At 73.8% G+C, this 18094-nt stretch carries 15 protein-coding genes and 2 tRNA genes; 12 read left to right on the top strand and 5 right to left on the bottom strand.

Translation table 11 applies throughout. The features are described 5' to 3' along the window. Positions 1-1455: ATP-dependent DNA helicase (locus VGB14_18150; protein HEX9994853.1), on the bottom strand; the 1455-nt coding region annotated here is incomplete at its 3' end. A gap of 65 nt (positions 1456-1520) precedes the next feature. Here VGB14_18150 and VGB14_18145 point away from each other — a divergent pair. Then, positions 1521-2792: an alkaline phosphatase family protein gene (locus tag VGB14_18145; GenBank protein HEX9994852.1), complete on the top strand. Its 1272-nt coding sequence runs from the start codon at positions 1521-1523 to the stop codon at positions 2790-2792. A gap of 545 nt (positions 2793-3337) precedes the next feature. Continuing rightward, entirely contained in the window at positions 3338-3640 is a 303-nt protein-coding gene (locus VGB14_18140) for a hypothetical protein (GenBank protein ID HEX9994851.1), read from the top strand. 43 nt (positions 3641-3683) lie between these two features. Here the strand turns inward: VGB14_18140 and VGB14_18135 are convergent, their stop codons facing one another. After that, positions 3684-4571: a YihY/virulence factor BrkB family protein gene (locus tag VGB14_18135; protein HEX9994850.1), complete on the bottom strand. Its 888-nt coding sequence runs from the start codon at positions 4569-4571 to the stop codon at positions 3684-3686. A gap of 38 nt (positions 4572-4609) precedes the next feature. Here VGB14_18135 and recO point away from each other — a divergent pair, with 38 nt between their 5' ends. From recO to rpoD, 7 genes are all read left to right on the top strand, one after another. Further along, positions 4610-5326, top strand: a complete 717-nt coding sequence (gene recO, locus VGB14_18130) for a DNA repair protein RecO (protein HEX9994849.1) — start codon at positions 4610-4612, stop codon at positions 5324-5326. Between the two features lie 75 nt (positions 5327-5401). Then, a complete protein-coding gene (locus tag VGB14_18125) occupies positions 5402-6721 on the top strand; it encodes a glycine--tRNA ligase (GenBank protein HEX9994848.1) in 1320 nt (439 codons plus the stop codon). 5 nt (positions 6722-6726) lie between these two features. Next, positions 6727-7557: a class I SAM-dependent methyltransferase gene (locus tag VGB14_18120; GenBank protein HEX9994847.1), complete on the top strand. Its 831-nt coding sequence runs from the start codon at positions 6727-6729 to the stop codon at positions 7555-7557. Between the two features lie 10 nt (positions 7558-7567). Continuing rightward, positions 7568-10219 carry a pyruvate, phosphate dikinase gene (ppdK, locus tag VGB14_18115; protein HEX9994846.1) on the top strand — a complete coding sequence of 884 codons (2652 nt, stop codon included), beginning with the start codon at positions 7568-7570 and terminating at the stop codon, positions 10217-10219. 10 nt (positions 10220-10229) lie between these two features. Then, a complete protein-coding gene (locus VGB14_18110) occupies positions 10230-11243 on the top strand; it encodes a TerC family protein (protein HEX9994845.1) in 1014 nt (337 codons plus the stop codon). 25 nt (positions 11244-11268) lie between these two features. Beyond that, a complete protein-coding gene (gene dnaG, locus VGB14_18105) occupies positions 11269-13065 on the top strand; it encodes a DNA primase (GenBank protein HEX9994844.1) in 1797 nt (598 codons plus the stop codon). A gap of 37 nt (positions 13066-13102) precedes the next feature. After that, a complete protein-coding gene (gene rpoD, locus VGB14_18100) occupies positions 13103-14404 on the top strand; it encodes an RNA polymerase sigma factor RpoD (GenBank protein HEX9994843.1) in 1302 nt (433 codons plus the stop codon). Positions 14405-14444: 40 nt separating this feature from the next. Here rpoD and VGB14_18095 read toward each other — a convergent pair whose 3' ends face one another. Further along, positions 14445-14828, bottom strand: a complete 384-nt coding sequence (locus tag VGB14_18095; protein ID HEX9994842.1) for a hypothetical protein — start codon at positions 14826-14828, stop codon at positions 14445-14447. Between the two features lie 118 nt (positions 14829-14946). Then, positions 14947-15249: a hypothetical protein gene (locus tag VGB14_18090; protein ID HEX9994841.1), complete on the bottom strand. Its 303-nt coding sequence runs from the start codon at positions 15247-15249 to the stop codon at positions 14947-14949. Between the two features lie 59 nt (positions 15250-15308). On the opposite strand from VGB14_18090, the gene VGB14_18085 reads away from it, so the two are divergent. From VGB14_18085 to VGB14_18075, 3 genes are all read left to right on the top strand, one after another. Further along, positions 15309-15381, top strand: a tRNA-Asn gene (locus tag VGB14_18085). 31 nt (positions 15382-15412) lie between these two features. Further along, positions 15413-15485: transfer RNA gene (locus VGB14_18080), tRNA-Ile, on the top strand. Between the two features lie 164 nt (positions 15486-15649). Continuing rightward, entirely contained in the window at positions 15650-16024 is a 375-nt protein-coding gene (locus VGB14_18075; GenBank protein HEX9994840.1) for a hypothetical protein, read from the top strand. Positions 16025-16039: 15 nt separating this feature from the next. Here the strand turns inward: VGB14_18075 and VGB14_18070 are convergent. Further along, positions 16040-18094: lanthionine synthetase LanC family protein (locus VGB14_18070; GenBank protein HEX9994839.1), on the bottom strand; the 2055-nt coding region annotated here is incomplete at its 5' end.

Raw genomic sequence — 18094 nt, 5'->3', positions numbered from 1 at the left:
CACGCGCCAGGGCACCCTGGGCCCGACGGCCTCGGCCGCCGCCGTCATCGCCCGCCACGACGTGAACAGCGCCAGCGTCCGGCCGCCGGCAGCCCGCATCAGGGCCTCGAGCTCGTCGTGCATCGCCGCCTCGTATGCCGGGTTCCGCGGGTCGGGGAGGTCGAGGGCGCAGTACAGGAGGGCGTGCTCGGCGTAGTCGAACGGGCTGCCGACGTCGAGCTCGGTGACGCGGTCGGCCTCGATCCCGACGCGGACCGGCAGCAACGGCGGGATCGTGGCGCTGGTGAGGACCGGCGTGACGCGCTCCCAGGCGGGGGCGAGGGCGGCGGCGACGTCGACGGGCGCGACCCGCAGGGTCGGCGCCGCGTCCGGGCCCTCCACCCAGGCGACGGCCTCGGGCGGCACGTCCGCCAGCGCGTCGAGGTCCTCGACCAGCGCGGTGGCGAGCTTCTGGGCGCGGGAGCGGCGGGCGACGACGTCGGGGGCGTCGCTGTCGACGTTGCGCAGGACGGCGGCCGCCCGGTCGACCCGGCCCCTGGCGAGGGTGAGCGGGGCGGCGAGGTCGGCGGCGAGCGACCCCCTGACCCGGCGCCCGACGGCGTCGGCCAGCACGGCGCCCAGGGCCTCGCCCGCGCCCGTCAGCCCGTCGACCAGCTCGTCGTCGGCGATCACCCGGCGGACGGCGGCGGCCAGGGCCGCGAACCGGCCGGCGCCGAGGTCGACCCCGAACGTGGCCGAGACGACGTCCTCCAACGCGTGCGCCTCGTCGATCACCACCACGTCGTGCTCGGGGAGGAGCCCGCCGCCCGCGGCCAGGTCGAGTCCGTAGAGGTGGGTGTTGACGACGACCACGTCGGCGGCCTCGGCCCTCGCCCTGGCCGCCTCCGCGAAGCACGCCTCCCCGCTCGGGCAGCGGGCCGCGCCCGGGCACTCCCTGGCCCCGACCGACACGGCCGCCCACGCCTTGGCGCTCGGCTCCTCGGGGAGCCCGGCCCGGTCGCCGTCGGCGGTGGTCGCCGCCCAGGCGACGAGGCGGGCGACCTCGTCGCGGTGCGACCGGCTGCCGAGCCCGAGCTCGAGCTGCTCCTCGGCCGTCGACAGCTCGCGGACCCGCTGCAAGCAGACGTAGTTGGACCGGCCCTTCAGCACGGCGTGCTCGAACGGCCGGTCGAGGTGCTCGGCGACGAACGGCAGGTCCTTGCCGGCCAACTGGTCCTGGAGGGCCTTGGTGGCGGTGGCGACGACCACCCGGCGGCCGGACAGCGCGGCGGGCACGAGGTAGGCGAGCGACTTGCCCGTCCCCGTGCCGGCCTGGACGACGAGCGGGCGGCGCTCCTCGACGGCCCGGGCGACGGCGGCGGCCATCGACACCTGCCCCGGCCGGTCCTCGGCCGCGGGCAGGGCGCCGGTCACCCGGGCGAGGGCGCCGGCGACGTCGGTGGTCGTGGTCGTCACCGCCGACGACCGTACCGGGGCGGCGGGGAGCAGGAGGCGGACCCGTCACCGCGGAAGTAGCGGGCGTGACACCCCCGCCCACCTTCGACCGCCGCCGCTTCCTCGCCGGCGCGGCCGGCGCCGCGGGCGCCGTGCTGCTCGGCCGGGAGGCGGCCGCCGCGCCGCTCGCGCTGCCCGACCCCGACGCGTCCGGCGTCGACCACGTCGTCCTCGTGATGATGGAGAACCGGTCCTTCGACCACCTCTTCGGCTGGGTGCCGGGGGCGAGGGGGCGCCAGGCCGGGCTCGTCTACGCCGACGACGACGGCCGGGAGTACGCCACCCACCGGCTGACCGACTACCAGGGCTGCGACCACCCCGACCCGGACCACTCCTTCGAGGGCGGCCGGGTGCAGTACGACGGCGGGGCGTGCGACGGCTGGTTGCGGTCGGGGGCCAACGACGAGTTCGCCATCGGCTACTACACGGGCGACCAGCTGCCCTTCTACCGGGGCGTCGCCCGCTCCTGGACGGTCTGCGACCAGTGGTACTCGGCGATCATGGCCGAGACCTATCCCAACCGCTTCTACCAGCACGCGGCGCAGACCGACCGGATCCACAACTCCTTCGACGTGGCGACGATGCCGACGATCTGGGACCGCCTGGCCGCCGCCGGGGTCGACGGCCGGTACTACTACGTCGACCTGCCGTTCCTCGCGCTGTGGGGCGACCGCTACCTGCCGATCGCCCGGCCCTATGCCCAGTTCCTGGCCGACTGCGCGGCCGGGACCCTGCCGGCCGTCGCCTTCGTCGACCCGAAGTTCCTCGACGAGGGGTCGGGCACGTCGGCCGACGACCACCCGCACGCCGACCTGCGGGCCGGGCAGCACTTCCTCAACCAGGTGTACGAGGCCGTGTCGTCCGGCCCGGCCTGGGAGCGGACCCTGCTCGTCATCGACTACGACGAGTGGGGCGGGTTCTTCGACCACGTGCCGCCCACCGAGGCGCCCGACGTGCACCCGGAGTGGGCGCTGCGGGGGTTCCGGGTGCCCGCCGTCGTGGTCGGCCCGAGGGCCCGCCGGCGCCATGTCGCCCGCGCCGCCTACGACCACACGTCGGTGCTCAAGCTGGTCGAGTGGCGCTGGGACCTCGCGCCCCTCACCCCGAGGGACGCCGCCGCCCGCAACCTCGCCGAGGTCCTCGACTTCGACCGCCCGCCCGACCTGACCGCGCCCCGCTACGCCGTCCCCCCGTTCGCCAGCGCCCCCTGCGCCCCATCGTCCGCGGCCGACTTCGAACAGTGGCGCGGCCTGAAGGAGCTCGCCCTCGACCACGGCTGGCCGATCGGCATAACATGAGATACCATCAGATACATGCTACGCCCGGAAGATGCGGAGACCCTAGCGGACGCCACCGCCCGTGGAGCGTCCACTAGCCTCGCACCGGGTGCGGCCGGGCCAGCCGGTGCGCACCCGTCTCGGGGACACAGGGGGCCTGTAGTGGTGGCAGACCACCCGGATCGCCCGGCGGAGGGTCGGTGCTCACCGTCTCCGGCGGCCAAGCGTGCGAAGCGCGTGCCGCGCCTCGCCGTCGCGAGCGAGGACCGCCGTGGCGATCGCTGTTAGTCGTCCCTCTCGTTGGCGACCGTCCGCTCGGCGCGCTCCTGCGGCCCATGTCGCGGTCGTCGCGCTGCAGTGGTTGGAACAGGCGGTCGTCGGCGCGCGGACGGTCGTTCGTCCCCGGCTCGACCGTGCGCAGTTCGTTCTCCGCGCCTGGCAGTGGCGCCTGGACCCCGGTGTGCGCCGCGAAGCGGAGGAGACCGCCGCCGAGGTGCGAGACGGCACAGCGTGGTCCTCTGCGACGCGGCTCGCCGACGTGCGAGAGGCGCTCGACGAAGAAGGGCGTGGACAGGGCCTCTGACCGCTGGACCGTCCTCTTCCGAGAGGTGCACCAGGGAGGGCGCGAACGGACGGACGTGTTTCGGCGGTGGATCGAAGAGGAACGACCGCCCGATCACGTGGTGGCGAACGTCGAAGCGTGGTTCGAGATGTGCGAGGCGACCGGCCCGCCGAGCGAGGCCGCGATGATCCACCTGGGTGACGGCCTCTTCGCAACGCCGGTCGGGTGGGGTACCGGCGTCTACGCCCGGCTCCGCGTGGTTGCCGACGACCGGGAGCGCCTGATCTACGTGACGGCGATCGGGTAGCGGTGCAGGGCCGGGCGGACGTGCTGGGCGTGCTGCGGTCGGGCTAGGAGACCGACGCCGTCTCCTTGACGGCGCCGCCGCGGTCGCCGGCGGTGGGCGTCTCGCCGGGGACCTTCGGGGTCTCGATCTCCATCGTCGCCGTCCCGACCTTGCGCTCGTGGAGGACCACGTTCAGCACCGAGCTGTAGACGAGGATCCTCCCGAGCAGGAACAGCCACGTGATCAGGGCGAAGATCGTCCCGATGGAGCCGTAGAGGGCCGAGGACGAGCTCACGGCCCGGGGGATCAGCAGGGTGCCGACGGCCTTCAGGACCTCGAAGGCGACGCCGGCGGCGATGGCGCCGGGGAGCAGCGGGCGCCAGCCGACGCCCACGTTGGTGAGCAGCTTGGCCGACCACCAGAACAGGGCCGTGTTGACGGCCACGCCGACCAGCACGCTGAACGGGGTCGCCCAGCCGGGGAGGACGTTCAGGGCGGCGCCGAGCGCGATCGAGCCGAGGAAGATCAGCCCGGCCGACACCATCCAGAGCACGGCGACGCCCTTGTCCTTGATCCCCCGCCCCTTCACCTGCCAGGCGGCGTTGAAGGCGTACTCGATGGCGTTGGCCACCCCGAGCGCGCTCCACACCAGGCCGAGGAAGCCGACGATCGACGCGCCCCTGCGGCTCTGCTGGGCGGTCTCGACGATGTCGCGCATGGTCCTCGCCGCCGAGCCGGTGAGCCCGAGGGTGTCGATGATCTCCGACGTGAACCGCTGCGTGTCGACCACGTAGCCGAACACGGCGATGCCGACGAGGATCAGCGGGAAGATCGAGAGGAAGACCGAGAGGGTGACGGCGGCGGCCACGAACCCGCCGTTCACCTCGCCGAAGCGGTCGTTGACCGTCAGCACGAAGTCGAGCCACGGCCAGCGACGGCGGAACCGGTCCATCCCGGTGGCGGCTACCCCCCCGGCGGTAGCGTGCAAACGTGGGCCTCTACCGGGACCACGGCATCGTCCTGCGCACCCACAAGCTGGGGGAGGCGGACCGCATCGTCGTGCTGCTCACCCGGGGGCACGGCAAGGTGAGGGCCGTCGCCAAGGGGGTGCGGAAGACCAAGAGCCGCTTCGGCGCCCGCCTGGAGCCGACCAGCCACGTGGCCATGCTGCTCTACGAGGGCCGGGAGCTCGACGTCGTCACCCAGGCCGACACGGTCGACCACTTCCCTGCCCTGCGCGACGACCTGGAGCGCCTGACGAGGGCCGTGTCCATGCTCGAGGCGGTCGACCAGCTGGCCCAGGAGCGGGAGGAGAACGCCGCCCTCTACACGATGCTCCTCGGCGCCCTGCGGGCCCTCGCCGCCCACGACAGCCCGCTCGTCGTCGGCGCCTTCTTCTGGAAGGTCCTCGCCCTGGAGGGCTTCCGCCCGGAGCTCGACGCGTGCGTGGCCTGCGGGGACGACCCGGCCGGCGGCGGGTTCGACCTCGAGGAGGGCGGCGTGCTGTGCCGGTCCTGCGGGCGCGGGACGGCCCTGTCCGACGAGGCCCTCGACCTGCTCCGGCAGGTGCTCGGCGGCCGCCTCGGCGCCGCCCTCGCCGCTCCGCCGTCGGCCGCCACCCACGAGGTCGACCACCTGGCCACGCGGGCGGTCGAGCACCACCTGGAGCGCCGCCTGCGCTCCGTGCGCCTCCTCGACCGGGCCTGACGCCGCCGCCCGCCGACCGGCCGCCGCCGGGAAACGCCCGCCGGCCGGCGGAGCACCCGTCGCTACCCTGTCGCCATGGCCGACCAGCAGCAGCCGGACCGCTTCGACCAGGTCGTGAACCTCTGCAAGCGGCGCGGGTTCGTGTTCCCGTCGGCCGAGATCTACGGCGGCTTCCGGTCGACCTACGACTACGGCCCACTCGGCACGCTGATGCTGCGCAACGTGAAGCAGGCGTGGTGGCGGTCGATGGTCCAGCTCCGCGACGACGTGCTGCCCCTGGACGCCGCCATCCTGTCGCCGCCCGCCATCTGGGAGGCGTCCGGCCACCTCGAGAACTTCACCGACCCGCTCGTCGACTGCAAGGTCTGCAACGAGCGCTTCCGGGCCGACCAGCTCGACGACCCCGACACGTGCCCGAACTGCGGCGCGACGAAGAGCTTCACCGAGCCCCGTCAGTTCAACCTGATGTTCAAGACCCACGCCGGCCCGGTGGAGGAGGCGGCCACGGTCGCCTTCCTGCGGCCCGAGACGGCCCAGGGCATGTTCGTGAACTTCGCCAACGTGCTGCACACGTCGCGGAAGCGCCCGCCGTTCGGCATCGCGCAGGTCGGCAAGTCGTTCCGCAACGAGATCACCCCCGGCAACTTCATCTTCCGCACCCGCGAGTTCGAGCAGATGGAGCTCGAGTACTTCGTGCCGCCCGACGAGGGCGTGAAGTGGTTCGAGTTCTGGTGCGAGGAGCGGCTGCGCTGGTACGTGGACCTCGGCATCGCCGAGTCGATGCTGCGCCTGCGCCACCACGACGCCGACGAGCTGAGCCACTACTCGGCCGGCACCGCCGACGTCGAGTTCCTCTACCCGTGGGGCTGGGGCGAGCTCGAGGGCATCGCCAACCGCACCGACTTCGACCTCCGCCAGCACGCCACCGCCTCCGGCACCCGCCTCGAGTACTTCGACCAGGCGAGCGGCGAGCACTACGTGCCCCACGTGGTCGAGCCCGCGGCCGGCGCCACCAGGGCGATGATGGCGTTCCTGCTCGCCGCCTACGACGAGGAGGAGGTGCGGGGCGAGACCCGCACGGTGCTGCGCCTCCACCACCGCCTGGCGCCGTACCAGGTGGCCGTGCTGCCGCTCTCCAAGAAGGAGAGCCTCACGCCGCTCGCCCGCGAGGTGTTGCGCCGCCTCCAGCCCCACTTCATGTGCGAGTACGACGAGACCCAGGCGATCGGCCGTCGCTACCGCCGCCAGGACGAGATCGGCACGCCGTACTGCGTGACGGTCGACTTCGACAGCCTGGAGGACGACGCCGTGACCGTGCGGGAGCGGGACTCGATGGCGCAGGACCGGGTGCCGGTCGACGCGCTCGTCGACCACCTCGCCCCCCGCCTGGCCTGACCGCCGTGAGCCCCGGACCGGCGCCGCGGGAGTGGCGGGCGGCCAACCGGGCGTGCTGGGACGAGCGAGTCCCGATCCACGTCGGCAGCGCCTTCTACGACGTCGACGGCTTCCTCGCCGGGCGGGACACCGTGCGGGACTTCGAGGTGGCCGAGGTGGGGGACGTGGCCGGCCGCGACCTCGTCCACCTCCAGTGCCACTTCGGCCAGGACACGCTCTCGTGGGCGCGGCGGGGCGCCAACGTGGTCGGGCTCGACTTCTCCGACCCGGCCGTGGCCGAGGCCCGCCGGCTGGCCGAGGCGGCCGGCCTCGACGCCGAGTTCGTCTGCGCCGACGTCTACGACGCCGGGGCGGCGCTCGGCGGCCGCACGTTCGACCTCGTCTACACCGGCCTCGGCGCCCTGAACTGGCTGCCCGACGTCCGCCGGTGGGCCGCGGTGGCGGCCTCGCTCGTCCGCCCGGGCGGCGCCGTCTACCTGGCCGAGTTCCACCCGTTCACCGAGGTGCTGGGCGACGAGGAGCCGTGCGTCGCCTTCGACTACTTCGGCGGCGAGGCCATCGTGTGGGACGAGGCCGGCACCTACGCCGACCGGTCGGCCCCGACCGTGCACAACCGCACTTTCGAGTGGGTGCACGGCATCGGCGAGGTGGTCACCGCGCTGATCGACGCCGGCCTCGTGCTGCGGTTCCTCCACGAGCACGACCACACCCTGTTCCAGCGCTTCCCGTGGCTGGAGGAGGCCGACGACCGCACCTGGCGGGTCCCCGGCGACCGGCCGAGCATGCCCCTCATGTACTCGCTGCTGGCGGAGAGGCCGGGGGAGGGGGCTGGGTAGGCTGCGCGCCGTGGCCTACGTCTTCGCCTTCGACCACGAGCACGAGCGCCCCCCGATGGAGCTGAAGGACCTGCTCGGCGGCAAGGGCGCCAACCTCGCGGAGATGACCTCGGTGCTGCAGCTGCCGGTGCCGCCGGGGTTCACGATCTCGACCGAGGCCTGCCGCGAGTACCTGCGCACCGGGGGGTGGCCCGAGGGCCTCGAGGAGGAGGTGGCCCGCCACCGGGAGCGCCTCGAGTCGGCCATGGGCAAGCGCCTCGGCGACCCGGTCGACCCGCTCCTCGTGAGCGTGCGGTCGGGCGCGAAGTTCTCGATGCCCGGGATGATGGACACGGTCCTCAACCTCGGGCTCAACGACCAGTCCGTCGAGGGCCTGGCCAAGCAGACGAGCGACGAGCGCTTCGCCTACGACAGCTACCGGCGCTTCGTCCAGATGTTCGGCAAGATCGTGCTCGACGTGCCCGGCGAGGAGTTCGACGCCGAGTTCGACCAGGCCAAGGAGCGGGCCGGCGTGGCCGCCGACTCGGACCTCGGGGTCGACGTGCTGCGGGCGCTCGTCCAGCGGTACAAGGAGATCGTCGAGTCCCACACCGGGTCGCCGTTCCCGCAGGACCCGACCGAGCAGCTCCACGAGGCCATCGAGGCCGTGTTCCGCTCCTGGAACGGGCCCAGGGCCATCGCCTACCGCACCAGGGAGAAGATCAGCCACGACCTGGGCACGGCGGTGAACGTCCAGGTGATGGTGTTCGGCAACCGGGACGACAACTCGGGCACCGGGGTCGGCTTCACCCGGGACGCGTCCACCGGCCAGCAGGGCGCCTACGGCGACTTCCTCGTGAACGCCCAGGGCGAGGACGTGGTCGCCGGCATCCGGGCCACCGAGCCGCTGTCGGCCCTGAAGGACCGCTTCCCGACGATCTACGACGAGCTCATGGGCATCTTCCAGCGGCTCGAGCGCCACTACCGGGACATGCTCGACACCGAGTTCACGATCGAGCAGGGCAAGCTCTGGATGCTCCAGACCCGGGTCGGCAAGCGCACCGGCGCGGCCGCCCTGCGGATGGCCGTCGACATGACCACCGACCCGGCCATCGAGCTGTCGAAGGAGGAGGCCGTCCTCCGGGTGACGGCCGAGCACCTCGACCAGGTGCTGCACCCGCAGTTCGAGAAGGGCGGCGAGCGCCGCGTGATCGCGAAGGGCCTGGCCGCCTCGCCGGGCGCGGCCGTCGGCCGGGTCTACTTCGACGCCGACGACGCCGTGGACGCCTTCGACCGGGGCGAGCAGGTGATCCTCGTCCGCCAGGAGACCTCGCCCGAGGACGTGCACGGCATGTCGGTGGCCGAGGGCATCCTCACGTCCCGCGGCGGCCTGGTCAGCCACGCCGCCGTCGTGGCCAGGGGCTGGGGCAAGCCGGCGGTGTGCGGCGCCGAGTCCGTCAAGGTCGGCCGCCGGTCGTTCACGGCCGGCGACGTCACCGTCAACGAGGGCGACACGATCTCGATCGACGGCACCACCGGCGAGGTCGTCCTCGGCGAGATGCTGCTGACGGCCGGGTCGACGCCGCCGGAGTTCGACCGCATCCTCTCCTGGGCCGACGAGATCCGGGCCGGCAAGCTCGGCGTGCGGGCGAACGCCGACACCGGCGAGGACGCGGCCAGGGCGCGGGAGTACGGGGCCGAGGGCATCGGCCTGTGCCGCACCGAGCACATGTTCCTCGGCGAGGACCGCCTCCCGGTCGTGCGGGCCATGATCCTGGCCGACACGCCGGAGGAGGAGGCGGCCGCCCTCGACAAGCTGCTCGAGGTCCAGCGGGCCGACTTCGTGTCCGTGCTGGAGGCCATGGACGGGCTGCCCGTCACCGTCCGCCTGCTCGACCCGCCCCTGCACGAGTTCCTCCCGAGCACCGAGGAGCTCATGGTCAAGCAGGCCACCGACGGCCTGACCGCCGAGGAGGAGGACCTCCTGCGGGCGGCCCGGTCCTGGGAGGAGCAGAACCCGATGCTCGGCACCCGGGGTGTCCGCCTCGGCGTGATCAAGCCCGGGCTCTACGCCATGCAGGTGCGGGCGCTGATGGAGGCGGCCGTGCAGCGGGTCGAAGCCGGCGGCCGCCCGGTCGTCGAGATCATGATCCCGCTGACCGTCACCCGCGAGGAGCTGGCCGAGGCCAGGCGCTGGGTGGAGCAGGCCGTCGAGGAGGTGGCCGGCGCCACCGACCGCCACATCGACGTGCTGATCGGCACGATGATCGAGACCCCCCGGGCCGCGGTGCGGGCCGACGAGATCGCCGAGGTGGCGGACTTCTTCTCGTTCGGCACCAACGACCTCACCCAGATGACGTTCGGGTTCAGCCGCGACGACGTCGAGGGCCGGCTCATGAGCACCTACCTCGAGCAGGGCCTCCTCCGCCGCAACCCGTTCGAGACCCTCGACGCGAGCGGCGTCGGCGAGCTGGTCCGCATGGGCGTCGAGCGGGGGCGGGCGTCGAACCCGTCGCTGAAGCTCGGCGTGTGCGGCGAGCACGGCGGCGACCCGGAGTCGATCGTCGAGTTCCACGCCGCCGGGCTGGACTACGTGTCCTGCTCGCCGTTCCGGGTGCCGATCGCCCGGCTCTCGGCGGCGCACGCCGTCCTCGGCACCGGCCAGTCGGGCGACACCCGCTGAACGGCGGTCGATGACCCCCGCGCTCTTCGCCGCGTCCGACAGCGGGACGGTCACCGGCACCCACTTCCACGTCGAGCCGTGGGTGTGGGCCGCCTTCATCGCCACGATCGCCGTCCTGCTCATCGTGGACCTGCTGGCCGTCCACCGCACCGCCCACGTCATCTCCGTCAAGGAGGCGGCGATCGAGTCGGCGGTGTGGATCTCCCTCGGCCTGTCGTTCACGTTCGTGATCTGGTGGTGGCAGGGCGGGTCGGTGGCCGGGGAGTACCTCTCGGGGTTCCTGATCGAGAAGAGCCTCTCGGTCGACAACGTCTTCGTCTGGGCGGTGATCTTCAGCTACTTCGGGGTCCCGCAGCAGTACCAGTTCAGGACCCTGTTCTGGGGGGTGTTCGGCGCGCTCGTCCTCCGGGCCGCGTTCATCTTCGGCGGGGTCGCCCTGCTGGAGTCGTTCCACGCCGTCGTCTACGCGTTCGGCATCCTCCTGCTCGTCACCGCCTGGCGCATCGGCCGCCACGACGAGACCGAGGTCCACCCCGAGCGCAACCTCGTCCTGCGCGTCGTGCGCAAGGTCGTCCCGTCCACCAACGAGTACGACGGCCAGAAGATGTTCACCCGGCGGACGGGCAAGCGGCTGGCCACGCCGCTGTTCGCCGTGCTGGTGATGGTCGAGACCACCGACGTGGTGTTCGCCGTCGACTCGATCCCGGCGATCCTCGCCATCACCAGCGAGCAGTTCATCGTGTTCTCGTCGAACGCGTTCGCCATCCTCGGCCTGCGCTCGCTGTACTTCCTGCTCGCCGGGATGGCCGACCGGTTCCGCTACCTGAACATCGGCCTCGCGTTCATCCTCGCCTTCGTCGGCATCAAGTTCCTCGTCATCGACCTCGTCCACGTGCCGACGGCGCTGTCGCTCGGCGTCATCGCCGTCATCCTCGCGGTGACCGTCGTCCTGTCCCTGCGGGCCGACCGCAGGGAGGGCCTGACGGCGGCCGACGTGACCGACCGCAGCCGCCCGGAGGGCTGACCGCCCCGCTGGTACGGTCGCCCCGGTGGGCATCCTCGACGAGGACGTCGAGCGGGTTCGCGCCGCGTCCAACCTCGTGGACGTGGCCGGCCAGTACGTGGCCCTCCGGCGGGTCGGGCGCCAGTGGGTCGGCGTGTGCCCGTTCCACGCCGAGAAGACCCCGTCGTTCTCGGTCAACGGCGAGGAGGGCGTCTACTACTGCTTCGGGTGCCAGGCGCGGGGCGACACGATCACCTTCGTCCGGGAGATCGAGCACCTGGACTTCGTCGGCGCCGTCGAGCTCCTCGCCGCCAAGTCCGGCATCACGCTCCGGTACACCGACCGGGCCCAGGGGGAGGGCCGCAAGCGGCGGGCCCGCCTGGTCGAGGCGCTGGCCACGGCCGTCGACTGGTACCACGAGCGGCTGCTGGCCTCCCCCGACGCCGCCCCGGCCCGGTCCTACCTGCGGTCCAGGGGCTTCGACGGGGACCTCGTCCGCCGCTACCGGCTCGGGTGGGCGCCCGAGGGGTGGGACACCCTGGTGCGGGCCCTCCGCCTGTCCGAGGACGTCGTGCGGGACACCGGCCTCGGCGTGCCCGGCCGGCGGGGCGGGATGATCGACGGCTTCCGGGCCAGGGTGATGTTCCCGATCTTCGACCCCCAGGGCGACCCCGTCGGGTTCGGCGGCCGGTCGCTCCCCGGCGGGCCGCCGCCCAAGTACCGCAACTCGCCGGAGACCCCGCTCTACGCCAAGTCGAAGGTGCTGTACGGGCTGAACTGGGCGAAGACCGACGTGGTGGCGGCGGACGAGGTCGTCGTGTGCGAGGGCTACACCGACGTGATCGGGTTCGCCACGGCCGGCGTCCCCCGGGCGGTGGCCACCTGCGGGACGGCGCTGACCGAGGACCACGTCCGCCTCCTCACCCGGTTCGCCAAGCGGGTGGTGCTGGCCTTCGACGCCGACGCCGCCGGGCAGTCGGCGGCCGAGCGCTTCTACGAGTGGGAGCGCCGGTACGGCATCCAGGTCGCCGTCGCCGCGCTCCCGCCCGGCGCCGACCCGGCCGACCTGGCCCTCTCGGACCCGCCGGCGCTGCGCAAGGCGGTCGAGCAGGCGACCTCGTTCCTCGGCTTCCGGGTCGACCGGGCCCTCGACCGGCCGGCGGCCGAGCTGCGCAGCCCCGAGGGCCGGGCGGCGGCGGCCGAGGCGGCCCTGGCGATGATCCGCGAGCACCCGAACGAGATCGTCCGGGAGGAGTACGCGGCCAGGGTGGCCGCCCGCCTCGGGCTGGCGCCCCAGCGCCTGGCCCAGCTGGCCAACCGCCGGGGCGGGCCGGTGCGGGTCGACCGGCCGGCGCCCGACCGGCGGGCGGGGCGGGAGAGCGGGCCCGAGGTCGAGCTGGTCCGGCTGGCCCTGCACCGGGGCGACGAGCTGGCCGAGCTGGTCGACCTGACCGCGCCGGGGCGGGCCGAGGTGCTGGTCACCGACGACGGGCTGCTCGCCGCCCTGCGGGCCCGCCAGGCCGCCCCGAGCCTCAGGGCCGCCATCGACGCCGCCGACCCGGCCACCGCCGAGGTGCTGCTCCGCCTCGGCGTCGAGGAGAGCACGGCCGACCCGGCCGACGTCCTCCGCCTGCTCGTGCGGGCCGCCGCCGACCGGGAGCTGGCCGCCTGGGCCCGGCTCCTGGAGGACGCCGACCTGGACCTCCAGCGCCAGGTGCTGGCCGCTTGCGACTATCTCAAGGGTCAGGTCGACGCGCTCTTCGCAGACCACGCCGAGAGCGGCCTCGGTGACGTTGGGCAGTTGGTAGCCTGGCTGGCAGACCGATCCGAGGAGGGGGGATGAGGGATCCGGTCCCCGCTCGGCGGGCGGCTTCAAGGTGATGAGCGAGCCGATCCACGTCCAGGAGCCCATCGAGGGCGTACCGCTCGTGGACCTGCGGCGGTTGCTGGCCCTCGGCAAGCTGAAGGGCACGCTCCGCTTGGGCGAGGTCATGACCATCCTGCACCCGGTCGACCCGAACGAGGAGGTCATCACCGCGGTCCGGCGCATGTGCGCCGGCCAGGGGATCGTCCTCGTCGAGGACGACGAGGAGCAGGCCGCGGCCCTGGTCGAGGAGGTCGCCGTCCTGACCGGCGGCCCCGCCGCCAGCGACGACGGCGACCCGGCGCCGGCCGCCGCCGTGCGCCGCACCCGGCCCCGGCGGCCCCGGCGGGACGACGCCGACGTGCTCGAGACGACCAGGGCCGGCAGCAGCACCGACCCCGTCCGCATGTACCTGAAGGAGATCGGCCGGGTGCCGCTCCTCACGGGGGCGGAGGAGGTGGCGCTGGCCAAGCGCATCGAGGCCGGGTCGCGGGCGGCCGAGCGGCTGGCCGACCTGGCCGCGGCCGGCGAGACCGACACGCTCGCCTTCGACGAGCGGCGCCGGCTGTCCCGCCAGGTCAGCGACGGCGAGAAGGCCAAGCAGGCGCTGATCCAGGCCAACCTGCGCCTCGTCGTGTCGATCGCCAAGCGCTACGTCGGGCGGGGGATGCTGTTCCTCGACCTGATCCAGGAGGGGAACCTCGGTTTGATGCGGGCGGTCGAGAAGTTCGACTACACGAAGGGCTTCAAGTTCTCGACCTACGCCACCTGGTGGATCCGCCAGGCGATCACGAGGGCGATCGCCGACCAGGCCCGCACGATCCGGATCCCCGTCCACATGGTCGAGTCGATCCACAAGGTCCACCGCACCCAGCGCCAGATGATCCAGGAGCTGGAGCGGGAGCCGACGGTGGAGGAGCTGGCCGAGCGGGTCGGGATGACGGCGACGAGGGTGCGGGAGATCCAGCGCATCTCCCAGGACCCGCTGTCGCTCGACTCGCCGGTGGGGGAGGAGGACGACTCCAACCTCGGCGACTTCATCGAGGACCAGCAGGCCGAGGCGCCGGCCGAGGCCGCCGCCCGGCGGATGCTGAACGACGCCGTCGAGGACGCCCTGCGGGAGCTGTCCGAGCGCGAGCAGCAGGTCGTCCGGCTGCGCTTCGGGCTGGAGGACGGCCAGGCGAGGACCCTCGAGGAGGTGGGCAGGGAGTTCGGCGTGACGAGGGAGCGGATCCGCCAGATCGAGTCGAAGACCCTGGCCAAGCTCCGCCACCCGCAGCGGCGCCAGAAGCTGCGGGACTACCTCGACATCGAGTAGCCGCTCGGGCCGGTCGGGCGGGTCGGGCCGCTCGGGCCGCTCAGAACTCGACGATGGAGGCGGTCGCCTCCACCTGGCGCACGTCGTAGTGCTGGATGGCGCCCTGGACGAGCCCGGGGCCGCCGATCGAGGTCTTCGAGGTGAGCACGACGGCGTACCCGCCGACCTGCTCGGGGTTGGCGTCGTCGCCGAGGTTCACCTCCGGGAGCACGAGGCGCAGCGACGTCGTCCACCCGTCGAGCACTACCTGGGTGGTGGCGGTGACCTGGAGCCCCTCGTCGGTCCGCTCGACGATCGGGTCGGGGACGGGGTCGCCGTCCAGGGTGAGGCTGACGGTCGGCTGCCCGGTGATGCCCGAGGTGGTGACCGTCCCCTCGATGCCCGACCCGGTCAGCTCGTACAGGTTCGCCTGCAGAAAGGCCATGGCGCGTCCCTCCGTCCCGCCGGACGCTCGCCGGCGCGCCAGCGATCGTAGGCGGGCGCGCGCCGTCCCCGGCGCGGCGCCGCCGGGGACGGGTGGTCGGTCGGTGTGGCCGGGCGCGCTACTGGCCGGCGCCCGGTGTGGGGAGGCCGCTGTTGACCGTCCCCCTCCCGTTGGCGAACGGGTCGGAGGCGACGACCACGGTGGTCGGGTCCTCGTCGTCGTCCCCGCCGACCGCGTCCCGCACCCGCTCGACGCCGAGGTCGGCGACGGCCTTCGCCTTCTCGGCGGCCGTCTGGACGATCTCGCTCTCCCGTGCCTGGCCGAGCCAGCCCCGGAGCTGCTCGTAGCGCTCGCGCCCGGCCATGGCCCCGAGGTAGTACCCCACCCCGAAGCCCGTCACCAGCCCCAATCGGAATCGCATGCCGCGGTCGTACCCCCGTCGCGGGCCGGGCGCACCTGCTGGTAGGGTCGGACGTTCATTCCGGGGTAGCTCAACCGGCAGAGCAGCGGACTGTTAATCCGTTGGTTGAGAGTTCGAGTCTCTCCCCCGGAGCCCGTGCCGGCCGCCGGCCGGCGCGCGACCGGGGCCCGTAGCTCAGTGGTCAGAGCAGGCGACTCATAATCGCTCGGTCGCTGGTTCGATCCCAGCCGGGCCCACCGCCGGCACCAACGTTGGTCCCTGGCCACGGCGACGATGGGTCGTCGGGCAGGCCGTCGAGCTCGGCCACGGCGGTCGCCGTCGGCAGGAACGGGCGGGTGACGATCGGGACGGCGGGGATGCCGAGCCGCTCGAAGATGACGGCGTCCATCACGTCCCCGACGTGGCCACCGACGCGCAGCGCTTCGGGTTCCGGTACGGCGTGTGGCGGTGGGTGCTCGTCGGCCTCGGGATGGGGCCGAGGTCGGCCCACGTGGACCTCGGCCCGGCGTCGCTCGCCGTTCGCATGGGGTGGGCCTTCCGGGCCAGCATCCCCCGCTCGTCCATCGCCGGCGTGCGCCGCCGGGGCGACGCCTGGTGGGGCACCGGCGTGCACGGCGGGCGGGGCCGGTGGCTCGTCAACGGGTCGGTGCGGGGCATCGTCGCCGTCGAGGTCGACCCGCCGGCCCGGGGGGGCGTGCTCGGCGTCCCGGTCACGCTCAGGGCCCTGCTCGTCAGCCTGGACGACCCCGACGGCTTCGTCGCCGCCGCCGGCTGACCGCTCGCCCCGGGGTCAGGCCAGGTGCTCGGGGCCGAACATCGGCATCGAGGCCACGGCCGGGTGGGCCAGGTCGGACGCCAGGACGGCGAGCCCGAGCGAGCCCCGGTACAGGCTGGTGAACGGCAGGCTCGGCGAGCGGATGCCGGCCAGCGACCGCTCGGCCAGCCCCCGGGCCGCGTCGAGCAGGGCGCCGTCGCCGGTCGCGCGGTGCCGGGCGAGGAGCGCGTAGGCCGACCCGGCCGTCCCGCAGCACAGGAACGGAGTCCGCTCCGACGCCGACGACGCCACCACCTCGCCGGCGACCCGGTCGGCCATGGCGGCGTCGGCGTCGTCGCCCGACCACCGGTGGACCGCCGTCCACAGGTGGAGGTGCCCGGCCGTGCCGTTGCACCACCCGGTCATGACCGCCGGCGGGCGGGACCGGCTGGCGCCCGGCGTGCCGACCGGCCACCGGACGCCGGCCGCCGTCGGCTCGGCCAGAGCGGCCAGCTCGTCCAGCCGCCGGCGCACGTCCGGCGGCACGGGGCCGCCCCCGCCGCCGTCGCCGGCCGACCAGGCGAGCAGGGCGTAGAGCGCCCCGGCCCACCCGTGGGCGATGCCGAGCTTGCGGAAGCGGGTCGCCTCGGCGACCGGCGGGTGCGCGGCCAGCTCGGCCGCCAGCTCGTGGTGGAGCCGGTCGCCCAGCGCCACCAGCCGGTCCAGGCGGGCGAAGGACACCTCGTCGGCCAGCACCCCGCGCAGGATCGTGCAGGCGTGCAGGTGCCCGGCGGCGCCCAGGAAGTAGTCGGCCCGGTCAACGGCCCCGGCCCGCTCGACCTCGGCGACGAAGGCGTCGACGTTGTCGCGGACGCCGACGAAGTCGCCCATGGCCTGGCTGATGAGCGCCTGCACGACGTGGGAGCCGACGGCCGAGTGGAAGATCGACGACGTGCCGACGGTGGCGGGCGTGACCCCGTCGGCCGCGCTCGCGTAGGCGTCGTCCCGGTGCCGGTGGGCGATGGCGGCGTGCGACCAGCGGTCGGCGAGGGCGAGGAGCGAGGCGTCGTCCTCGTTGCAGGCGATGCGGTAGAGGCCGTAGGCGATGCCCGACGCCCCGCTGTGGACCGAGCACCGGGGCGTGACGGGCAGCTCGGGCAGGGCCGCCGGGTCGAGCGTGCGGACGCCCTCGACCACCTCGCGGACGAACAGCTCCAGCGAGGCGCTCGACGACCGGCTGGCCGAGGCGGCCGGCGTACCGGCCCGCAGGTCGCCGTCGGCCGCGGCCCGGAGCGCGGCGGCCAGGTCGTGCAGCGACGGGTGGCGGTCCCGGGGCCGCTTGGCCAGCGCCCGCCGCACCACCTGCTCGGTCAGCGGGAGGCCGAGCGTGCCGCAGTGGGCGAACGGCCGGGGCTCGGCCGTGGCGATCTGGTCGTACATGCGCTGGCGGTCGTAGGAGAAGTCGAGGTAGCTCCGGCCGGTCAGCAGCGAGTACAGGACCGCCCCGAGGCCGTACTGGTCGGAGCGGGCGGTGGCGCTCGGCGCCGACCGGCCGGCGAGGCGAGCGGTGACGTACTCGGGCTCGAAGAAGAACCCGATGCCGCCCCTCGGGGGCCGCCCGAACCGGCTCCGCGTGCCGGCGACCCTGGACAGGCCGAAATCGACGATGCCGACCTCGCCGTCGGGGGCCACGAGCACGTTCCTCGGGTGGACGTCGCCGTGGACCACGCCCCGGTCGTGCAGGGCGGCGAAGGCCTCGACGGTGGCGACGCACACGTCGAGGACGGCCCGCCGATCGTCGCGCCGGCGGTCGACGTGGACGGTCACGTGCTCGCCCGGCAGCCACTCGACGGCCAGCCAGGCCCGGTCGTCCTCCGTGCCCGCGTCGACGAAGGCCGGGGCCGGGCGGCCGCCGATCCGGCGGAGGACGTCGCCCTCCCGCCCCAGCTGGGCGGCGGCCGACCGGTCGCCGGGGGCGGCCAGCTTCAGGGCGACCTCGCCGCCGGCGTACCGGCAGCGGTAGACGGCGACGTCGTCGTAGGCCTGGACGCACTCGACCACCTCGCAGCCGCCGACCACCGTGCCAGGGGC

The organism is Acidimicrobiales bacterium, assembly GCA_036399815.1.
Taxonomy (GTDB): domain Bacteria; phylum Actinomycetota; class Acidimicrobiia; order Acidimicrobiales; family DASWMK01; genus DASWMK01.
The sequence above is the reverse complement of the archived record's forward strand: the minus strand, read 5'-3'. Positions and strand labels throughout refer to the sequence as shown.

Coding starts and splice junctions, on each gene's coding strand:
- VGB14_18095 (HEX9994842.1), bottom strand. CDS start 14,828: ATGGCCTTTCTGCAGGCGAACCTGTACGAGCTGACCGGGTCGGGCATC.
- VGB14_18110 (HEX9994845.1), top strand. CDS start 10,230: ATGACCCCCGCGCTCTTCGCCGCGTCCGACAGCGGGACGGTCACCGGC.
- VGB14_18135 (HEX9994850.1), bottom strand. CDS start 4,571: ATGGACCGGTTCCGCCGTCGCTGGCCGTGGCTCGACTTCGTGCTGACG.
- rpoD (HEX9994843.1), top strand. CDS start 13,103: ATGAGCGAGCCGATCCACGTCCAGGAGCCCATCGAGGGCGTACCGCTC.
- VGB14_18090 (HEX9994841.1), bottom strand. CDS start 15,249: ATGCGATTCCGATTGGGGCTGGTGACGGGCTTCGGGGTGGGGTACTAC.
- VGB14_18125 (HEX9994848.1), top strand. CDS start 5,402: ATGGCCGACCAGCAGCAGCCGGACCGCTTCGACCAGGTCGTGAACCTC.